Below are 14,921 nucleotides of genomic sequence, written 5' to 3' on the forward strand. Positions count from 1 at the left end.
CCTCTGCGACTGCTGCGTTCGGCTCCCGTGTTCGATTCAGCCTTCGACCTTGCGTAGCGTGTACCCGATGCGCGGAAAGTGCACATGCACCGTGCCCGCCCGCGGGTCGGTGCGGCGCAGCGTGTAGTGCGTGCGGGTAGCGGCCAACAGCTCGCCCTCGGTGGGCTCGGTGCCGAAGCTCTCCGCAGCGACCGTGACGCGCGTGCCCAGCGGGATGCCGTGCTCGTCCTGGAAGGTGCTGTCGGACAGCAGCGTGTGCGGCGTGTTGGCGGCCGCCACCGCAATGGCCTGGGCGGCGTCGAAGGTCTCCATCGTGCCGTGGCCGATGGCGGCCATGCGGTCCATCCAGTCCGTCACCGCGGGCGTGATCTGCAGGATGCCGGCCATGGAAGGCGTGCGCTTGCGGGTGAACCACAGCGCGTGGTAGCAGGCGAAGTCGGCCACGGTGGGATAGGCCCCGACCAGGTAATCGGTGTCGTCGAGCATGTCGGACATGCGCCGCAGGTAGGACTTGTACGCCGCCGCCGCATCGCCCGGGCGGTGCCGCACCATGTTGACGCTCATGGCCTTGCGGTCCTCGCCGAAGACCTTCGCCGCCTCGGGCGGTGCCTTGGCGAACAGGTCTGCCGCGCCCTTGCCGCTGAAGCTGTAAGCCATCGCGGCCCAGAAGAGGATGGTGTCGCCCCACTGGGCGACCACGCGCTCCAGGCCCTTGCCCGGCTCGGGATAGAGCGAGGGCAGCGGCGCGACATGCTCCAGCACGTCGCAAATGAGCGCGGTGTCGCAGTAGATGTCGGCGCCGATCTGCAGCACGGGCGCACGGCGGTAGCCGCCGGTGAGCGCGACCAGGTCGGGCTTGGGCGCGATCTGCGGAATGATCACGGACTTCCAGACCAGCTTCTTGTAGCCGAGGACGAGGCGCAGCTTCTCGGAGAAGGGCGACGTGGCGTAGTGGTGGAGGATCAGGTCTGGCATGAGGTCCTAGCTTCCTTGCCGCTCAGCGGGGCTGGGCGCGCGCGATGATGGAATCGAAATCGGTGCCGGCGCCCAGGGTGCCGAAGGCATGGCCCCAGTCGCCGGCGATGCGGGAGGCGCAGAAGGCTCCCGCGACCGCAGGGGGCGCGGTCTGCACCAGCAGCGCGGCCTGCACCGCGAGCGCCACGTCCTGCGCGAGGCGGCGCGCCTCGGCCTCGGTGGCCATGGCTTCGATGCGCGCGGGCAGCGCGTCGGCCAGCCGGTCGAGGGCCGCGTCGCTGCCGCGCGCGGGTTTCAGCTCCTGCGCCAGCGCGGCGACGGCATCGCCCTTGCGCAGGCCGCGCAGCAGGTCGAGCGCCATGATGTTGCCGGCGCCTTCCCAGATCGAGTTGAGCGGCATCTCGCGGTAGATGCGCGCCATCACGCCTTCGCCGCCCTCCTCCACGTAGCCATTGCCGCCGAGGCATTCCATCGCCTCCTGCGCGAAATGGCTGCCGCGCTTGCAGATCCAGAACTTGGCCACCGGCGTGAGCAGGCGCGCCATCAGGCGCTCGTGCGCGTCCTGCGGGCGATCGAAGGCGCGCGCCAGGCGGATCGCCAGCGCGGTGGCCGCTTCGCTTTCGAGGGCGAGATCGGCCAGCACGTTCTTCATCAGCGGCTGCGCGAGGAGCGGCTTGCCGAAGGCCTGCCGCTGCGACGCATGGTTCAGCGCAAGGCCGAGCGCCTGGCGCATCAGGCCGCTGGTGCCGAGGGCGCAGTCGAGGCGGGTCATGGTGCCCATCTCGAGGATCTGCGGGATGCCGCGGCCCTCCTCGCCCACCAGCCAGGCGCTGGCGCCGTGGAACTCGACCTCCGAGCTGGCGTTGGCCTTGTTGCCCAGCTTGTCCTTCAGGCGCTGGATGCGGATTGCGTTGCGGCTGCCGTCCTCCAGCACACGCGGCAGGAAGAAGCAGCTGAGGCCTGCGGGGGCCTGTGCCAGCACCAGGAAGGCGTCGCACATCGGTGCGGAGAAGAACCACTTGTGGCCCGTGATCTCGTAGCGCTCGCCCCAGGCGTCGCTGCCGGCGCGTACGGCGCGCGTGGTGTTGGCACGCACGTCGGAGCCGCCCTGCTTCTCGGTCATGCCCATGCCCATGGTCACGCCGGGCTTGTCGCGCCAGGGCTTGAGGGCCGGGTCGTACCAGAGGCTCGCGAGCTTGGGACCCCAGTCGGCATGGATGGCCGTGTTGCCGCGCAGTGCAGGGGTGACGGCGTAGCTCATCGAGATGGGGCACAGGATGGAGGGCTCGAGCTCGGTGAAGAGCATGAAGCCGGCCGCGCGCTGGACGTGCGGCGACATTGATGCGCCCGTCCACGGCGTCCCGTGCAGGCCCGCCCCCACCGCCGTTTTCATCAGCACGTGGTAGCTCGGATGAAACTCCACCTCGTCAATGCGCCGGCCGAAGCGGTCGTGCGTATGCAGCACCGGCGGATTCGTGTTGGCCAGCCGGGCATGCGCCTGCATCTCGCCAGACCCGAGCACGCCGCCCAGATGCGCCAGCGGCGAAAGCTCCAGTTGCGGCGCATTGAACTTCAGCGCATCGGCGAGCGGCCGGTTGGTGTCGAACAGGTTGTAGTCCGCCAGCGGCTCCGGCTGGTTGAAGACCTCGTGCGTCGCATCCATCGCGGCCTCCTTGCGCGAATGAAGCCTAGATCAGCTTCACCAGCTGCTTGCCGAAGTTCCTGCCCTTGAGCAGTCCCAGGAAGGCCTCGGGCGCCGACTCGATGCCCTGCGCCACCGACTCGCGCGGCCTGAACTTGCCGCTGCCGACCAGCTGGCCCAGCTCGGCCAGCGCCTCGGGCCAGACCTCCATGTGCTCGCTGACGATGAAGCCTTCGAGCTTCATCCGGTTGATGAGAAACAGCGCCGGATTGGCCAGCGGCACCGGCTGTCCGTCGTAGCCGGCGATCATGCCGCACAGCGCGACGCGCGCGAAGGCATTGGCGCGCAGCAGCACGGCATCGAAGATATAGCCGCCGACGTTCTCGAAATAGCCGTCGATGCCGCCGGGGCAGGCCTCCTTGAGCGCGGTGCTCATGCTCTTCACGTCGGGATGCTGCCTGTAGTCGATGCAGGCATCGAAGCCCAGCTCGTCCTCCACGTAGCGGCACTTGTCCGCGCCGCCCGCGATGCCGACGACCCGGCAGCCGCGCGCCTTCGCCAGTACGCCGACGGCACTGCCGACCGCGCCGCTGGCGGCCGTGACCACGACGGTCTCGCCGGCCTTCGGGTTGATGATCTTCACCAGGCCATACCAGGCCGTGACGCCCGGCATGCCGACGGCGCCGAGGTAGTGCGACAGCGGCACGTGCGTGGTGTCCACCTTCTTCAGCGCGCCCGGCTGCGAGGCATCGACCACGCTGTATTCCTGCCAGCCGCCGAAGCCAACCACCTTGTCGCCCACGGCGTACTTGGGATGCCGGCTCTCGACCACCTCGCCGGCAGTGCCGCCCTGCATCACCTGGCCCACCGGCTGCGGTTGGGCATAGCTCTTGGCATCATTCATGCGGCCGCGCATGTACGGGTCCAGGCTCATGTAGTGGTGTCGCACCAGGACCTGGTTCTCCTTCAGCGGCGGCGTCTCGACGCTCACGAGCTTGAAGTTGGAGGCGACGGCCTCGCCGTCGGGGCGGTTGTCGAGCAGTTGCTGGCGATTGGTGGGCATGTGGTGTCTCTCTTTCTCTCTCGATCGGTCTCAATCCGTGGAAGGCGGGCGCATGGCATTCGCGCTGCCGGGGCCGGTGGGCAGGCGCCGCTTCACGTACTTGAAGGTGCCGGTCGCATGGGCGCAGGCGCGCTCCTGTTCATCGTAGATCGTGGCTTCGGCGAAGGCCAGCGTTGCGGTGCGGTGGATCACCCGGCCGCGCGCATGCAGCGGACCGACGGAGGGCCGCATGAAGCTGGTCTTCATCTCGATGGTGACGACGCCGATCTCGGGCGTCTGGCTGCGCGCTGCAGCGGCCATGGCGATGTCCAGCAAGGTCATGCAGGCGCCGCCATGGGTCACGTCGAAGGTGTTGAGGTGCTCGGGCTTCGCCGTATAGCGGATCTCGGATTCACCGCCCTCGAACTTCGTGAGCTCGAAGCCCAGGTGGCGCGCAAAGGGGATCTGGCTCGTGTAGGAGCGGACGTTGATGTCGTCGGAATCGGCCATGTCAGGCGGCGCCCAGCACGACGCTCACCCCGCCGTCCACCGCCAGCCACTGGCCGGTGATGTGCTTGCCGGCATCGCTGGCGTACAGCAGCGTGATGCCCTTCAGGTCCTCGTCGTCGCCCAGCCGGCCCAGCGGCGCCGCCGCGGCCATCTTGTCCTCGCCCAGCGACTTGATCAGGCCGGCCGCCATCTTGGTCATGAAGAAGCCGGGGCAGATCGCGTTGACGTTGATGTTGTAGCGGCCCCATTCGGCCGCCAGCGTCCGGGTGAAGCCGATCACCGCGGTCTTGGAGGTGTTGTAGGCCAGGGTCCGCATCTCGGGCGGGTTGCCGTTCAGGCCGGCGATGGAGGCGATGTTGATGATGCGCCCGCTCTTCTTCGGGATCATGTAGCCGCGCGCGATCTGCTGCGCCAGGATGAAGTAGCCGCGGACGTTGAGGTTCATGACCTTGTCCCAGGCCTCGACCGGGTGCTCCTCGGCCGGGGCGCCCCAGCTGGCGCCGGCGTTGTTGACCAGGATGTCGACCGCGCCCAGGCGCTCCAGGGTCTCGTCCGCCAGGCGGCGCGTGTCCTCCTCCTTCGAGCAGTCGGCGGCGATCCAGCGGGCATCGATGCCCGCCGCCTGCAGCTCGGCCGCGGCCTGCTCCAGGTCATCCGCCTTGCGCGAGCTCAGCATGATCTTCGCGCCGGCCTCGCCCAGCGCGTGGGCCATCTGCAGGCCCAGGCCGCGGGAGCCGCCGGTGACCAGGGCGACCTTGCCGCTCAGGTCGAACAGTTTCTGGATGCTTCGTGCACTCATGGTCTCTTCTCCGGGTTCAGGGGGTCATGGTCGAGCACGCTGCGCGACTCGCGCAGCGTGCCCAGGCATTGCGGACACCTCGACGTGCTCGATCATGGCTTGAGCCTCGAGCGAACGTAGATGAGGACGACGCCGACCACCGCCATCACGACGCCGGGCATGGCGACCGACCAGCCCAGCACTTCGTTGGCGCGGCCGGTTGCAATGCCGAGAATGAGCAGGAACAGGCCGCCGTAGATCAGGATCCAGATCCACTTCTCGAGCGTGGCATGGGGCTTGGGGTCGCTGGCGGTCATCAGAAGGCTTCCTCGGGCAGGGTCGCACAGGTCGGGTCGCGGCGCTCCACCACCTGGAGCCAGGCGCCGATCTTGGGCAACTCGTAGTGAAAGAAATAGTCGGTGGCGCCGACGCGCCCGGCGGTGGCCGGCAGCGCCCGGGCGCCGTCGCTGCGCAAGGCGTGCTCGGCCACGTCGAGCCAGATCCAGGCCAGCACCGTGTGGCCGAAGGCCTGCATGTACGGCACGGCGTTGGCCAGGGCCTCCTGCGGGTTGCCGGTGGACCAGGCCGCACGGGTCGCGTTGCCGATGTGCTGCAGGGCCTCGGCCAAGGCCTTCGCGTGCGCGGCGAGCGCCGGCACGCGCGCGGCGCGGGCGATGGTGTCGGTGAAGCGCGCGGCCAGCAGTTGCAGGCCGCGGCCATCCTCCATCAGCACCTTGCGGCCCAGCAGGTCGGCGGCCTGGATGCCGTGGGTGCCTTCATGGATCATGTTGAGGCGGTTGTCGCGCCAGTACTGCTCCACCGGGAAGTCGCGCGTGTAGCCGTAGCCGCCATGCACCTGGATCGCGAGCGAGTTGGCTTCCAGGCACCACTCGCTGGGCCAGCTCTTGGCGATCGGCGTCAGCACTTCGAGCAGCAGGCGCGCATCGTCGGCGGCCTGGGCGTCGCCGGTCTTCTGCTCGTCGACCAGGCGCGCGCAGTAGAGCTCGAGCGCCAGCGCGCCTTCGCAGTAGGACTTCTGCGCCAGCAGCATGCGGCGCACGTCGGCGTGCTCGATGATGCGCACCTGCGGCTTGGCCGCATCCTTGCCGGCCGGGCCCGCGGGTCGGCCTTGCGGCCGGTTCCTGGCGTAGTCCAGCGAGGCGTGGTAACCGGCCATGCCCAGCATGGTGGCCGCGGTGCCGACGCCGATGCGGGCCTCGTTCATCATGTGGAACATGCAGTGCAGGCCTTTGCCGGGCTGGCCCACCAGGTAGCCGATCGCACCGGGCCTGCCGTCGACCGGGAAGCTGCCTTCGCCGAAGTTCAGCAGCGTGTTGGTGGTGCCGCGCCAGCCGAGCTTGTGGTTGAGACCGGCGAGCGCGACATCGTTGCGCTGGCCGGTGAGCCGCCCCTCCGTGTCGACCATCTTCTTCGGCACGATGAACAGCGAGATGCCGCGCGTGCCCGGGATCAGCTTGCCGTTCGCGTCCGGGATCTTGGCCAGCACGATGTGAACGATGTTCTCGGTCAACTCATGATCGCCCGCCGAGATCCACATCTTGTTGCCGGTGAGCCGGTAGCGCGGGCCCAGCGGATCGTCCTGGAAGTCCGGCCCGTCCGGCACGGCGCGCGTCGCGACGTCGCTGAGGCTGGAGCCCGCCTGCGGCTCCGACAGGCACATCGTGCCCGACCAGCGGCCGGAAAACTCGTTCTTCGCGAATACCGCCTGCTGCATCGGCGTGCCGTGCACCATCAGCAGGTTGGCGTTGCCGCTGGTCAGCATGTTCGAGCCGATGCTGACCGAGGCCATGGCGAAGAAGCTGTTGGCCGCCGCCTGCAGGGTGTAGGGCAGCTGCATGCCGCCGATGTCGTAGTCCTGCGCGGCGCTCAGCATGCCCGACTCGACGAAGGCCTTGTGGGCGTCGTGCGTGGCCTGCGGCAGGATTACCTTCTCGCCATCGAAGTGCGGCTCCTGCGTGTCGACGATGCGGTTGTACGGCGCGTACTTCTCGCGCGCGATGCGCTCGCAGGTGTCGAGCACGGCGTCGAAGGTCTCGCGCGAGTGGTCGGCGAAGCGCTCGCGCTGGTTGAGCGACTCGGCGTCGAGCCAGTCGTAGAGGAGGAAGTCGAGCGTTGGGCGAAGGCTCATGGCGGTGCTCGTCTCAGAGGACCTCGAACACCCCCGCCGCACCCATCCCGCCGCCGATGCACATCGTCACCACCACCTTCTTCGCGCCGCGGCGCTTGCCCTCGATCAGCGCGTGCCCGGTCAGCCGCTGGCCGCTCACGCCGTAGGGGTGGCCCACCGCGATGGCGCCGCCGTTGACGTTCAGCCGGTCGCCCGGAATGCCCAGCTTGTCGCGGCAGTAGATCACCTGCACCGCAAAGGCCTCGTTGAGTTCCCACAGGTCGATGTCTTCGATCTTCAGGCCCAGGCGCTTGAGCACCTTGGGGATCGCGAACACCGGGCCGATGCCCATCTCGTCGGGCTCGCAGCCCGCGACCGCGAAGCCGAGGAAGCGGCCCAGCGGCTTCAGGCCCTTCTTCTCGGCGTAGCTCTCCTCCATCACCACGCAGGCGCCGCCGCCGTCGGAGAACTGGCTGGCGTTGCCCGCAGAGATCAGGCCGCCGGGGATGGCCGGACGGATGCCGCTGATGCCTTCCTTGGTGGTGCCGGGGCGGATGCCCTCGTCGTTCTCTACCGTGACTTCCTTGGTGCGCAGGCCCAGCACCGGGTCGGCGACGCCGGCCAGCACGGTGATGGGGGCGATCTCGTCCTTGAACAGGCCCTTCTCGAGCGCGGCGGCGGCCTTCTGCTGGCTAGCGGCGCCGTACTCGTCCATGGCGTCGCGGCCGATGTCGTAGCGCTTGGCCACCTGCTCGGCGGTCTGCAGCATGTTCCAGTAGATCTCGGGCTTGTGCTTGACCAGCCAGGGGTCGGCCAGCATGTGCTTGTTCATCTCGTTCTGCACGCAGGAGATGCTCTCGACACCACCGGCCACGTAGACCTCGCCCTCGCCGGCCACGATGCGCTGCGCGGCGGTCGCGATGGTCTGCAGGCCCGAGGAGCAGAAGCGGTTGATGGTCATGCCCGCGGTGGTGATGGGCAGGCCGGCACGCAGGGCGATCTGGCGCGCGATGTTGGCGCCGGTGGCGCCCTCGGGGTTGGCGCAGCCCATGATGACGTCGTCGACCTCCGCGGCGTCGATGCCGGCGCGCGCCACGGCGTGCTGCACGGCATGGCCGCCGAGGGTGGCGCCGTGCGTCATGTTGAAGGCGCCTTTCCAGCTCTTGGCGAGCGGGGTGCGGGCGGTGGAGACGATGACGGCGCGGGTCATGGTGAGGTCCTTTGCAGAAATGAGAGGGAAAAGGTTTACTGAGGCTGCGCGGTGTTGCGCAGCAGCTGGTGATAGAAGCGGATCATCTCGACGTAGTTGGCAATCGAGATGCGCTCGTTGGTGCCGTGGAAGCGCGACAGGTCTTCAGGCCGCGCGCGCACTGGCGAGAAGCGGTAGACCGCGTCGCTCAGGATCGAGAAATGGCGCGAGTCGGTCGCGGCGATCATGAGGCCGGGTGCCACGATGGCATCGGGGAATACCTGGCGCACCGACTGGGCGATGGTGCGGTAGCCGAGGCTGTCGGTCGACGAGACCGGCGAAGGCTCCGAGTTGCCGGGATAGGGCTTGATGGCGATCGCGTCGTTGTCGATGGTCTTGCGGATATGGGCTTCGACCGAGGCCAGGCTGTCGCCGGGCAGCACGCGGAAGTTGACGGCGGCCTCGGCGCGCCCAGGCAGCACGTTGTCCTTGTTGCCGGCGCGCACGACGGTCAGCGCCGTGGTGGTCCGAAGCATGGCGTTGCTGCTCGTGCCCTTCTCGAGCTGGCCCCGCACCAGCGGTCCGAACAGCCACAGGTTGGACAGCGCGACGCGGTTGAAGCCGTTCATCTCGGGCGCCAGCGTGGCGAACATCTCGCCCGCCACGCCGCCGATGGCAGCCGGCATCGGGTTCGCTTCGAGCTTTGCCAACGCAGTGCTTATGCTGCCGATGGCGCTATGCGCAGGCGGCATCGAGGAGTGGCCGGGCGGCTGGTCCAGCGAGAGGAAGAAGGTGCCGTAGCCTTTCTCGGCCAATCCGATCAGGGCGGCCGGCTTGTCCAGCCCGGCGAGCACCCCTTCGGTGACGAGCAGGCCTTCGTCGAGCACCCATTCGAGGCGCACGCCGCGCGACTTCAGCAGTTCGGCGATCGGCTTGGCACCGCGCAGGCCGCTGACCTCCTCGTCGTCGCCGGCGACCAGGTAGACGGTCTGGCGCGGCTGAAAGCCACCCGCAAGCAACATCTCGACGGCCTCCATCTGCGCCAGCAGGTTGCCCTTGTTGTCCCAGGTGCCGCGGCCCCAGACGAAGCCGTCCTTGATCTGGCCGCTGAAGGGCTCGCTCGCCCAGGCTTTCTCGGTCCCGGGCGCGATGGGGACCACGTCCTGGTGCGCCATCAGCGCGATCGGCCTGGCCGTCGGATCGCTGCCGGTCCAGGTGTAGAGCAGCGCGTTGTTGCCCACCACTTCCTTCTTCAGCGTGGCATGCAGCTTGGGGAACTGTTGCGCCAGGTAGGCGTGCAGTTCCTTGAAGGCCTGCCCGTCGGACTGGAGGCCTTCCATCCCGGAGACGGTACGGATCGGGATCGCGCCCGCAAGACGCTCGGCGGCGGCTTTCTCGTCGATCTCCACGCGCGGGGCCGGCGGCACCTGCAGTTGCAGCGAAGGCCGGCGCCAGGTATTGCCCGCGATCACCGCCGCCAGCACGAGCACGGCCAGCAGCAGCACTACCAACACCCGTTTGACCATGGCCTGCCTTCGCGCTCGCGGTCAGCCGAACTGCCTGCCTTCGGCCACCAGCTTCCGGATCAGCGGCGCGGGCTGCCAGAACGCCGCATCGTCGCGCGGGTTCCTTGCGAAGCGCTTCATCGCCTCGGCCACGTTGAAGAGTCCGACCTGGTTGGCGTAGTGCATGGGGCCGCCGCGCCATATGGGGAAGCCGTAGCCGGTGAGGTAGACCATGTCGATGTCGCCCGACTTGGAAGCGATGCCGTCCTCCAGGATGTGCGCGCCCTCGTTGACCAGCGCGTAGACCAGGCGCTGCACGATCTCCTCGTCGGAGATCTTGCGCGGCGTGATGCCGAGCTCCTTGCGGTGGTCCTCGATCATCTTGTTGACGAGCTGCGACGGGATCGCGTCGCGCTTGCCCGCCTGGTAGTCGTACCACCCTGCCCCGGTCTTCTGGCCGAAGCGGCCGAGCTCGCACAGCTTGTCGGCGGTGCGGCTGTACTTCATGTCGGGATGCTCGACGGCGCGGCGCTTGCGGATCGCCCAGCCGATGTCGTTGCCGGCCAGGTCGCCCATGCGGAAGGGGCCCATGGCGAAGCCGAACTTCTCGATGGCGCGGTCCACCTGCTGCGGGGTGGCGCCCTCGTCGAGGAGGAAGCCGGCCTGGCGCGAGTACTGCTCGATCATGCGGTTGCCGATGAAGCCGTCGCACACGCCGGAGACCACCGCCGTCTTCTTGATCTTCTTGGCGACGCCCATGACGGTGGCGAGCACGTCCTTGGCGGTGTGCTTCCCGCGCACGACCTCCAACAGCTTCATCACGTTGGCAGGGCTGAAGAAGTGCATGCCGACGACGTCCTGCGGGCGCTTGGTGAAGGCGGCGATCTTGTCGACGTCGAGGGTGGAGGTGTTGGACGCGAGGATGGCCCCGGGCTTGGCGACGCGGTCGAGTTCCTTGAAGACCTTCTCCTTGACGCCCAGCTCCTCGAAGACGGCCTCGATGATGAGGTCGGCGTCCTTCAGGTCGTTGTAGTCCAGCGTGGTGGACAGCAGCGCCATGCGTTGCTCGTACTTGTCGGCCTGGAGCTTGCCCTTCTTGACCTGGGCCTCGTAGTTCTTGCGGATGGTGGCGATGCCGTGGTCCAGGGCCTCCTGCTTCATCTCGAGGATCTTGACGGGGATGCCGGCGTTGAGGAAGTTCATGGTGATGCCGCCTCCCATGGTGCCGGCACCGATCACACCCACAGACTTGATGGGGCGCTGGGGCGTGTCTTCGGGCACGTCGGGAATGCGCGAAGCCGCGCGCTCGGCCATGAACAGGTGACGCAGCGCCGCCGACTCGGGCGTGAACATCAAGGCTACGAAGGAACGGCGCTCCTCGGCCATGCCCTCGTCGAACTTGAGCTTGGTGGCAGCCTCGACCGCGTCCACGCACTTGAGCGGCGCCGGATAGTTCTTCGACATCGCGCCGACGGTGTTGCGCGCGAACTGGAAGTAGGCGTCGCCTTGCGGATGCTTGCACGGCAGGTTGCGCACCAGCGGCAGATCGCCGCCCTTGGCAGCCATCGCCTTGGCGAACTCGATCGCCTCCTCGAACAGCGACTCGGGCGAGGCCGCCAGCTTGTCGAACAGCTTCTGACCCGGCAGCGAAGCGAGCATCTCGCTTTTCACGGCCTCGCCGCTCACGATCATGTTGAGCGCGGTCTCGACACCCAGCACGCGCGGCAGGCGCTGCGTGCCGCCGGCGCCGGGCAGGAGGCCCAGCTTGACCTCGGGCAGCGCGACGCTGGTGCCGGGCGCGGCGACGCGGTAGTGGCAGCCCATGGCCAGTTCGAGGCCGCCGCCCATGCAGACCGAATGGATGGCCGCGACGATCGGCTTGGTCGATGCCTCGAGGGCGAGGATCACGCTCAGAAGGTTGGGCTCCTGCAGCGCCTTCGGCGTGCCGAATTCCTTGATGTCGGCGCCGCCCGAGAAGGCCTTGCCGGCGCCGGTGATCACGATCGCCTTGACGGCCGCGTCGTCCAGGGCCTTCGAGAGGCCGTCGGTGATGCCGATGCGCGTCGCGTGCCCGAGTCCATTGACCGGGGGGTTGGCCAGGGTGATCACGGCGACATCGCCAAGCACTTTGTATTCAGCCGTCATGCTGCATTCCTTTGGGATGGGAGAGGATCGAAAAACGGGTTGGGGATGCAGCATGCGCTTTGCTTCGCTGCTTCGCATCTAAAAAGCACGAACGTTCTTTTTCTCGGGGAATTCTAGGCGTTTCGCGCGAGGCGGCAACGGTCCCCAGTCGCTGGCGAGACAAAGTCTCGCCGCAGCTTCAGACCTCGAGCCACTCCTTGCGCGTCGCGGCATCTCCGCGCAGGCTGTTCGGCGTGCCGTCGAACACGATGCTGCCGTGGCCCATCACGAGGGCGCGGTCCGAGATCTCCATCGCGATGGTCAGCTTCTGCTCGATCAGCAGCACCGAGATGCCCTTGTCCTTGAGCGTGCGCAGGTACTGCCCCACCAGCTCCACGATCTTGGGCGCCAGGCCCTCGGTGGGCTCGTCGATGATGATCAGGTCGGGGTCACCCATCAGGGTGCGGCACAGCGTCAGCATCTGCTGCTCGCCGCCCGAGAGCACGCCGGCCTCGGTGTGCTGGCGTTCCTTGAGGCGCGGGAACATGCCGTACATGTCGTCGAAGGACCAGCGGCTTCCTTTGCCGCTGCCCTTCTGCCCGAGCATCAGGTTCTGGTGCACGGTGAGCCTGGGGAAGATGTCGCGGTTCTCGGGCACGTAGCCGATGCCCAGATGCGCGATCTCGTAGGCCTTGCGGCGCAGGATGTCCTGCCCCTTCCAGTGCAGGCCGCCCTCGGCATGCACCAGGCCCATGATGGCCTTGGCGGTGGTCGAGCGGCCCGAGCCATTGCGGCCCAGCAGCGCCACGATTTCGCCCGGGTTGACGCCGAAGGAAACGCCATGCAGCACGTGGCTCTTGCCGTAGTAGGCGTGGATGTCTTCGAGTTTCAGCATGTCAGTGCCCCCCGCTCTGCGCATCGGCCACGGCCGACCCGAGGTAGGCCTCCTGCACGCGCGCGTTGGCACGCACCGCCGCGGGTGTGTCGAAAGCGATCACCTCGCCGTACACGACCACGGCGATCTTGTCGGCCAGGCCGAAGACCACGCCCATGTCGTGCTCGACGGTCAGCAGGGTCTTGCCCACCGTGACCTGCTTGATCAGCGCGATGAAATGCGCGGTCTCGGTCTTGCTCATGCCGGCGGTGGGCTCGTCCAGCAGGATCACGCCGGCGCCGCCGGCGATGGTGACCCCGATCTCCAGTGCACGCTGCTCGGCATAGGTCAGGTTGACTGCGAGCACGTCGCGCTTCTTTTCAAGGTGGACCTGGCGCAGCAGCTCCTCGGCCCGCTCGTTGGCGTCGTCCAGGTTCGAGAGAAAGCGCAGGAAGGTGTAGCGGTAGCCGAGGCTCCACAGCACGCCGCAGCGCAGGTTCTCGAACACGCTGAGCTTGGGGAAGATGTTGGTGATCTGGAAGCTGCGTGAGAGGCCGAGCCGGTTGACCTCGAAGGGCTTCTTGCCGTCGATGCGCTGGCCGTTGAGCAGCACCTCGCCGCTGGTGGGCGCGAGCCGCCCGCTGATCAGGTTGAACAGCGTGGACTTGCCGGCGCCGTTGGGGCCGATGATGGCGATCCGGTCGCCAGCCTCCACGGCGAGGTCGACGCCGCGGATGATCTCGGTCTTCCCGAAATTCTTGCGCAGCGACTTCAGTTCCAATGCATGGGTCATGCCGCCTCCCCGCGCTTGATCTCGGCCTCGATCTCTTCCTGGGCCTTGCCCCAGACCCGCACGAAGCGGCGCCGCACCAGCTCGATCAACACCACGCCGACCACCAGCAGCGCCACCGAGACCGCCCAGCTCGCGAAGCCGGAGGTGTCGAGCGTCATGCCGAAGAAGTTGAGCGTGGGCCCGAGGGCCGAGTTGAGCTGGATGTGATAGATCATTTCGATCACCGCGGCGGCGCCTGCCACCAGCGGGATGGCCGCCAGCGCGAACGCGCCGTACAGGCCCCACAGGCGGTTGAACTTGCCGAACTTCGCCACCCGCAGGTTCATCATGATGAGGCTCGCGATGCCGCCCGGCGCGAACATCACCATGAAGACGAACACCAGGCCGAAGTAGAGCTGCCAGGCCTTGGAGAGCTCCGACAGCAGCACCGACGCGAACACCAGCAGCACCGCGCCGATGATCGGCCCGAAGAAGAAGGTCGCGCCGCCGAGGAAGGTGAACAGAAGGTAGCCGCCCGAGCGGATCGCGTTCAGGCTGTCGGCCGCGTTGACGATCTCGAAGTTGATCGCCGCGAGCCCGCCGCCCACGCCCGCGAAGAAGCCGGCGATGATGAAGGCGAAGTAGCGCACCCGCTGCGTGTTGTAGCCGATGAACTCCACCCGCTCCGGGTTGTCGCGCACCGCATTCAGGATGCGGCCCAGGGGCGTGCCGGTGAAGGCGTACATCAGCGCCGTGCACACGAAGCAGTAGGCCGCGATCAGATAGTAGACATGGATCTGCGGGCCGAAGGTAAAGCCCAGGAAAGGCGTTCCGTAGACCCGGTTGGTGGTGACGCCACCCTCCCCACCGAAGAAGGTCGGGAACATCAGCGACATCGCCGCCACGAGTTCGCCGATGCCCAGCGTGATCATCGCGAAGGTGGTGCCGGACTTCTTGGTCGTGACGTAGCCGAAGATCACCGCGAAGAACATGCCCGCCAGTCCGCCAACGACCGGGATCAGCACCAGCGGCACCGGGACCGCGCCCTTGGTTGCCAGATTCATCGCGTGGATGGCGATGAAGGAGCCGAGCCCGGTGTACACCGCATGGCCGAAGCTCAGCATCCCGCCCTGGCCAAGCAGGATGTTGTAGCTCAGGCAGATGACGATGAGATAGCCCATCTGCGAAAGCATGGTCAGCGCAAGGCTGCTGCGGAACACGTGCGGCGCGGCGATCAACGCGAGCGCGAACAGGGTCCAGATGAGGTAGCGGCCGATGTTCCAGGGCTTGAAACGGTAGTACTGCCTGGGGCTCGCGGGGCCGGCGGGCGCAGCCACCGATGCCGGCGCCTGCTGGAGACCGTCGTGGGTCGTGCTCATTCT

At 67.6% G+C, this 14,921-nt stretch carries 13 protein-coding genes; all 13 read right to left on the reverse strand.

Annotation, left to right across the window (positions count from 1 at the left end):
* Positions 1-36 precede the first annotated feature (36 nt).
* Entirely contained in the window at positions 37-975 is a 939-nt protein-coding gene (locus E5P3_RS15855) for a glutathione S-transferase family protein (RefSeq protein WP_162586846.1), read from the reverse strand.
* A gap of 22 nt (positions 976-997) precedes the next feature.
* On the reverse strand, positions 998-2,638 hold the full coding sequence (locus tag E5P3_RS15860; RefSeq protein ID WP_162586847.1) for an isovaleryl-CoA dehydrogenase: 1,641 nt from the start codon (positions 2,636-2,638) through the stop codon (positions 998-1,000).
* Between the two features lie 25 nt (positions 2,639-2,663).
* A complete protein-coding gene (locus E5P3_RS15865) occupies positions 2,664-3,680 on the reverse strand; it encodes an NADP-dependent oxidoreductase (RefSeq protein ID WP_162586848.1) in 1,017 nt (338 codons plus the stop codon).
* A 30-nt stretch (positions 3,681-3,710) separates the two neighbouring features.
* Positions 3,711-4,169 (reverse strand): PaaI family thioesterase, encoded by a 459-nt coding sequence (locus E5P3_RS15870; protein WP_162586849.1) that lies wholly within the window; start codon positions 4,167-4,169, stop codon positions 3,711-3,713.
* A gap of 1 nt (position 4,170) precedes the next feature.
* Positions 4,171-4,968 (reverse strand): SDR family oxidoreductase, encoded by a 798-nt coding sequence (locus tag E5P3_RS15875; RefSeq protein WP_162586850.1) that lies wholly within the window; start codon positions 4,966-4,968, stop codon positions 4,171-4,173.
* Positions 4,969-5,060: 92 nt separating this feature from the next.
* Positions 5,061-5,264, reverse strand: coding sequence for a hypothetical protein (locus E5P3_RS15880; RefSeq protein ID WP_162586851.1), 204 nt, complete (start codon positions 5,262-5,264; stop codon positions 5,061-5,063).
* Positions 5,264-7,096, reverse strand: a complete 1,833-nt coding sequence (locus E5P3_RS15885) for an acyl-CoA dehydrogenase (protein ID WP_162586852.1) — start codon at positions 7,094-7,096, stop codon at positions 5,264-5,266. The genes E5P3_RS15880 and E5P3_RS15885 overlap by 1 nt, the downstream gene beginning before the upstream one ends.
* 13 nt (positions 7,097-7,109) lie before the next feature.
* Entirely contained in the window at positions 7,110-8,285 is a 1,176-nt protein-coding gene (locus tag E5P3_RS15890; RefSeq protein WP_162585707.1) for an acetyl-CoA C-acyltransferase, read from the reverse strand.
* A 35-nt stretch (positions 8,286-8,320) separates the two neighbouring features.
* The gene (locus E5P3_RS15895; RefSeq protein ID WP_162586853.1) at positions 8,321-9,790 is read right to left on the reverse strand and encodes a M20 family peptidase; all 1,470 of its coding nucleotides are present in this window, start codon (positions 9,788-9,790) and stop codon (positions 8,321-8,323) included.
* A gap of 21 nt (positions 9,791-9,811) precedes the next feature.
* Positions 9,812-11,914, reverse strand: coding sequence for a 3-hydroxyacyl-CoA dehydrogenase NAD-binding domain-containing protein (locus tag E5P3_RS15900; protein WP_162586854.1), 2,103 nt, complete (start codon positions 11,912-11,914; stop codon positions 9,812-9,814).
* A gap of 178 nt (positions 11,915-12,092) precedes the next feature.
* Positions 12,093-12,788, reverse strand: coding sequence for an ABC transporter ATP-binding protein (locus tag E5P3_RS15905; protein WP_162586855.1), 696 nt, complete (start codon positions 12,786-12,788; stop codon positions 12,093-12,095).
* Between the two features lies 1 nt (position 12,789).
* Positions 12,790-13,560, reverse strand: coding sequence for an ABC transporter ATP-binding protein (locus tag E5P3_RS15910; protein WP_162586856.1), 771 nt, complete (start codon positions 13,558-13,560; stop codon positions 12,790-12,792).
* A complete protein-coding gene (locus E5P3_RS15915) occupies positions 13,557-14,918 on the reverse strand; it encodes a branched-chain amino acid ABC transporter permease (protein ID WP_162586857.1) in 1,362 nt (453 codons plus the stop codon). Before E5P3_RS15915 ends, E5P3_RS15910 begins: the two co-directional genes overlap by 4 nt.
* Positions 14,919-14,921 lie beyond the last annotated feature (3 nt).

It is taken from the genome of Variovorax sp. RA8 (assembly GCF_901827175.1).
GTDB lineage: Bacteria > Pseudomonadota > Gammaproteobacteria > Burkholderiales > Burkholderiaceae_C > Variovorax.

Coding starts and splice junctions, on each gene's coding strand:
- E5P3_RS15900 (WP_162586854.1), bottom strand. CDS start 11,914: ATGACGGCTGAATACAAAGTGCTTGGCGATGTCGCCGTGATCACCCTG.
- E5P3_RS15875 (WP_162586850.1), bottom strand. CDS start 4,968: ATGAGTGCACGAAGCATCCAGAAACTGTTCGACCTGAGCGGCAAGGTC.
- E5P3_RS15890 (WP_162585707.1), bottom strand. CDS start 8,285: ATGACCCGCGCCGTCATCGTCTCCACCGCCCGCACCCCGCTCGCCAAG.
- E5P3_RS15860 (WP_162586847.1), bottom strand. CDS start 2,638: ATGGATGCGACGCACGAGGTCTTCAACCAGCCGGAGCCGCTGGCGGAC.
- E5P3_RS15855 (WP_162586846.1), bottom strand. CDS start 975: ATGCCAGACCTGATCCTCCACCACTACGCCACGTCGCCCTTCTCCGAG.
- E5P3_RS15895 (WP_162586853.1), bottom strand. CDS start 9,790: ATGGTCAAACGGGTGTTGGTAGTGCTGCTGCTGGCCGTGCTCGTGCTG.
- E5P3_RS15910 (WP_162586856.1), bottom strand. CDS start 13,560: ATGACCCATGCATTGGAACTGAAGTCGCTGCGCAAGAATTTCGGGAAG.
- E5P3_RS15880 (WP_162586851.1), bottom strand. CDS start 5,264: ATGACCGCCAGCGACCCCAAGCCCCATGCCACGCTCGAGAAGTGGATC.
- E5P3_RS15865 (WP_162586848.1), bottom strand. CDS start 3,680: ATGCCCACCAATCGCCAGCAACTGCTCGACAACCGCCCCGACGGCGAG.
- E5P3_RS15885 (WP_162586852.1), bottom strand. CDS start 7,096: ATGAGCCTTCGCCCAACGCTCGACTTCCTCCTCTACGACTGGCTCGAC.
- E5P3_RS15870 (WP_162586849.1), bottom strand. CDS start 4,169: ATGGCCGATTCCGACGACATCAACGTCCGCTCCTACACGAGCCAGATC.
- E5P3_RS15905 (WP_162586855.1), bottom strand. CDS start 12,788: ATGCTGAAACTCGAAGACATCCACGCCTACTACGGCAAGAGCCACGTG.
- E5P3_RS15915 (WP_162586857.1), bottom strand. CDS start 14,918: ATGAGCACGACCCACGACGGTCTCCAGCAGGCGCCGGCATCGGTGGCT.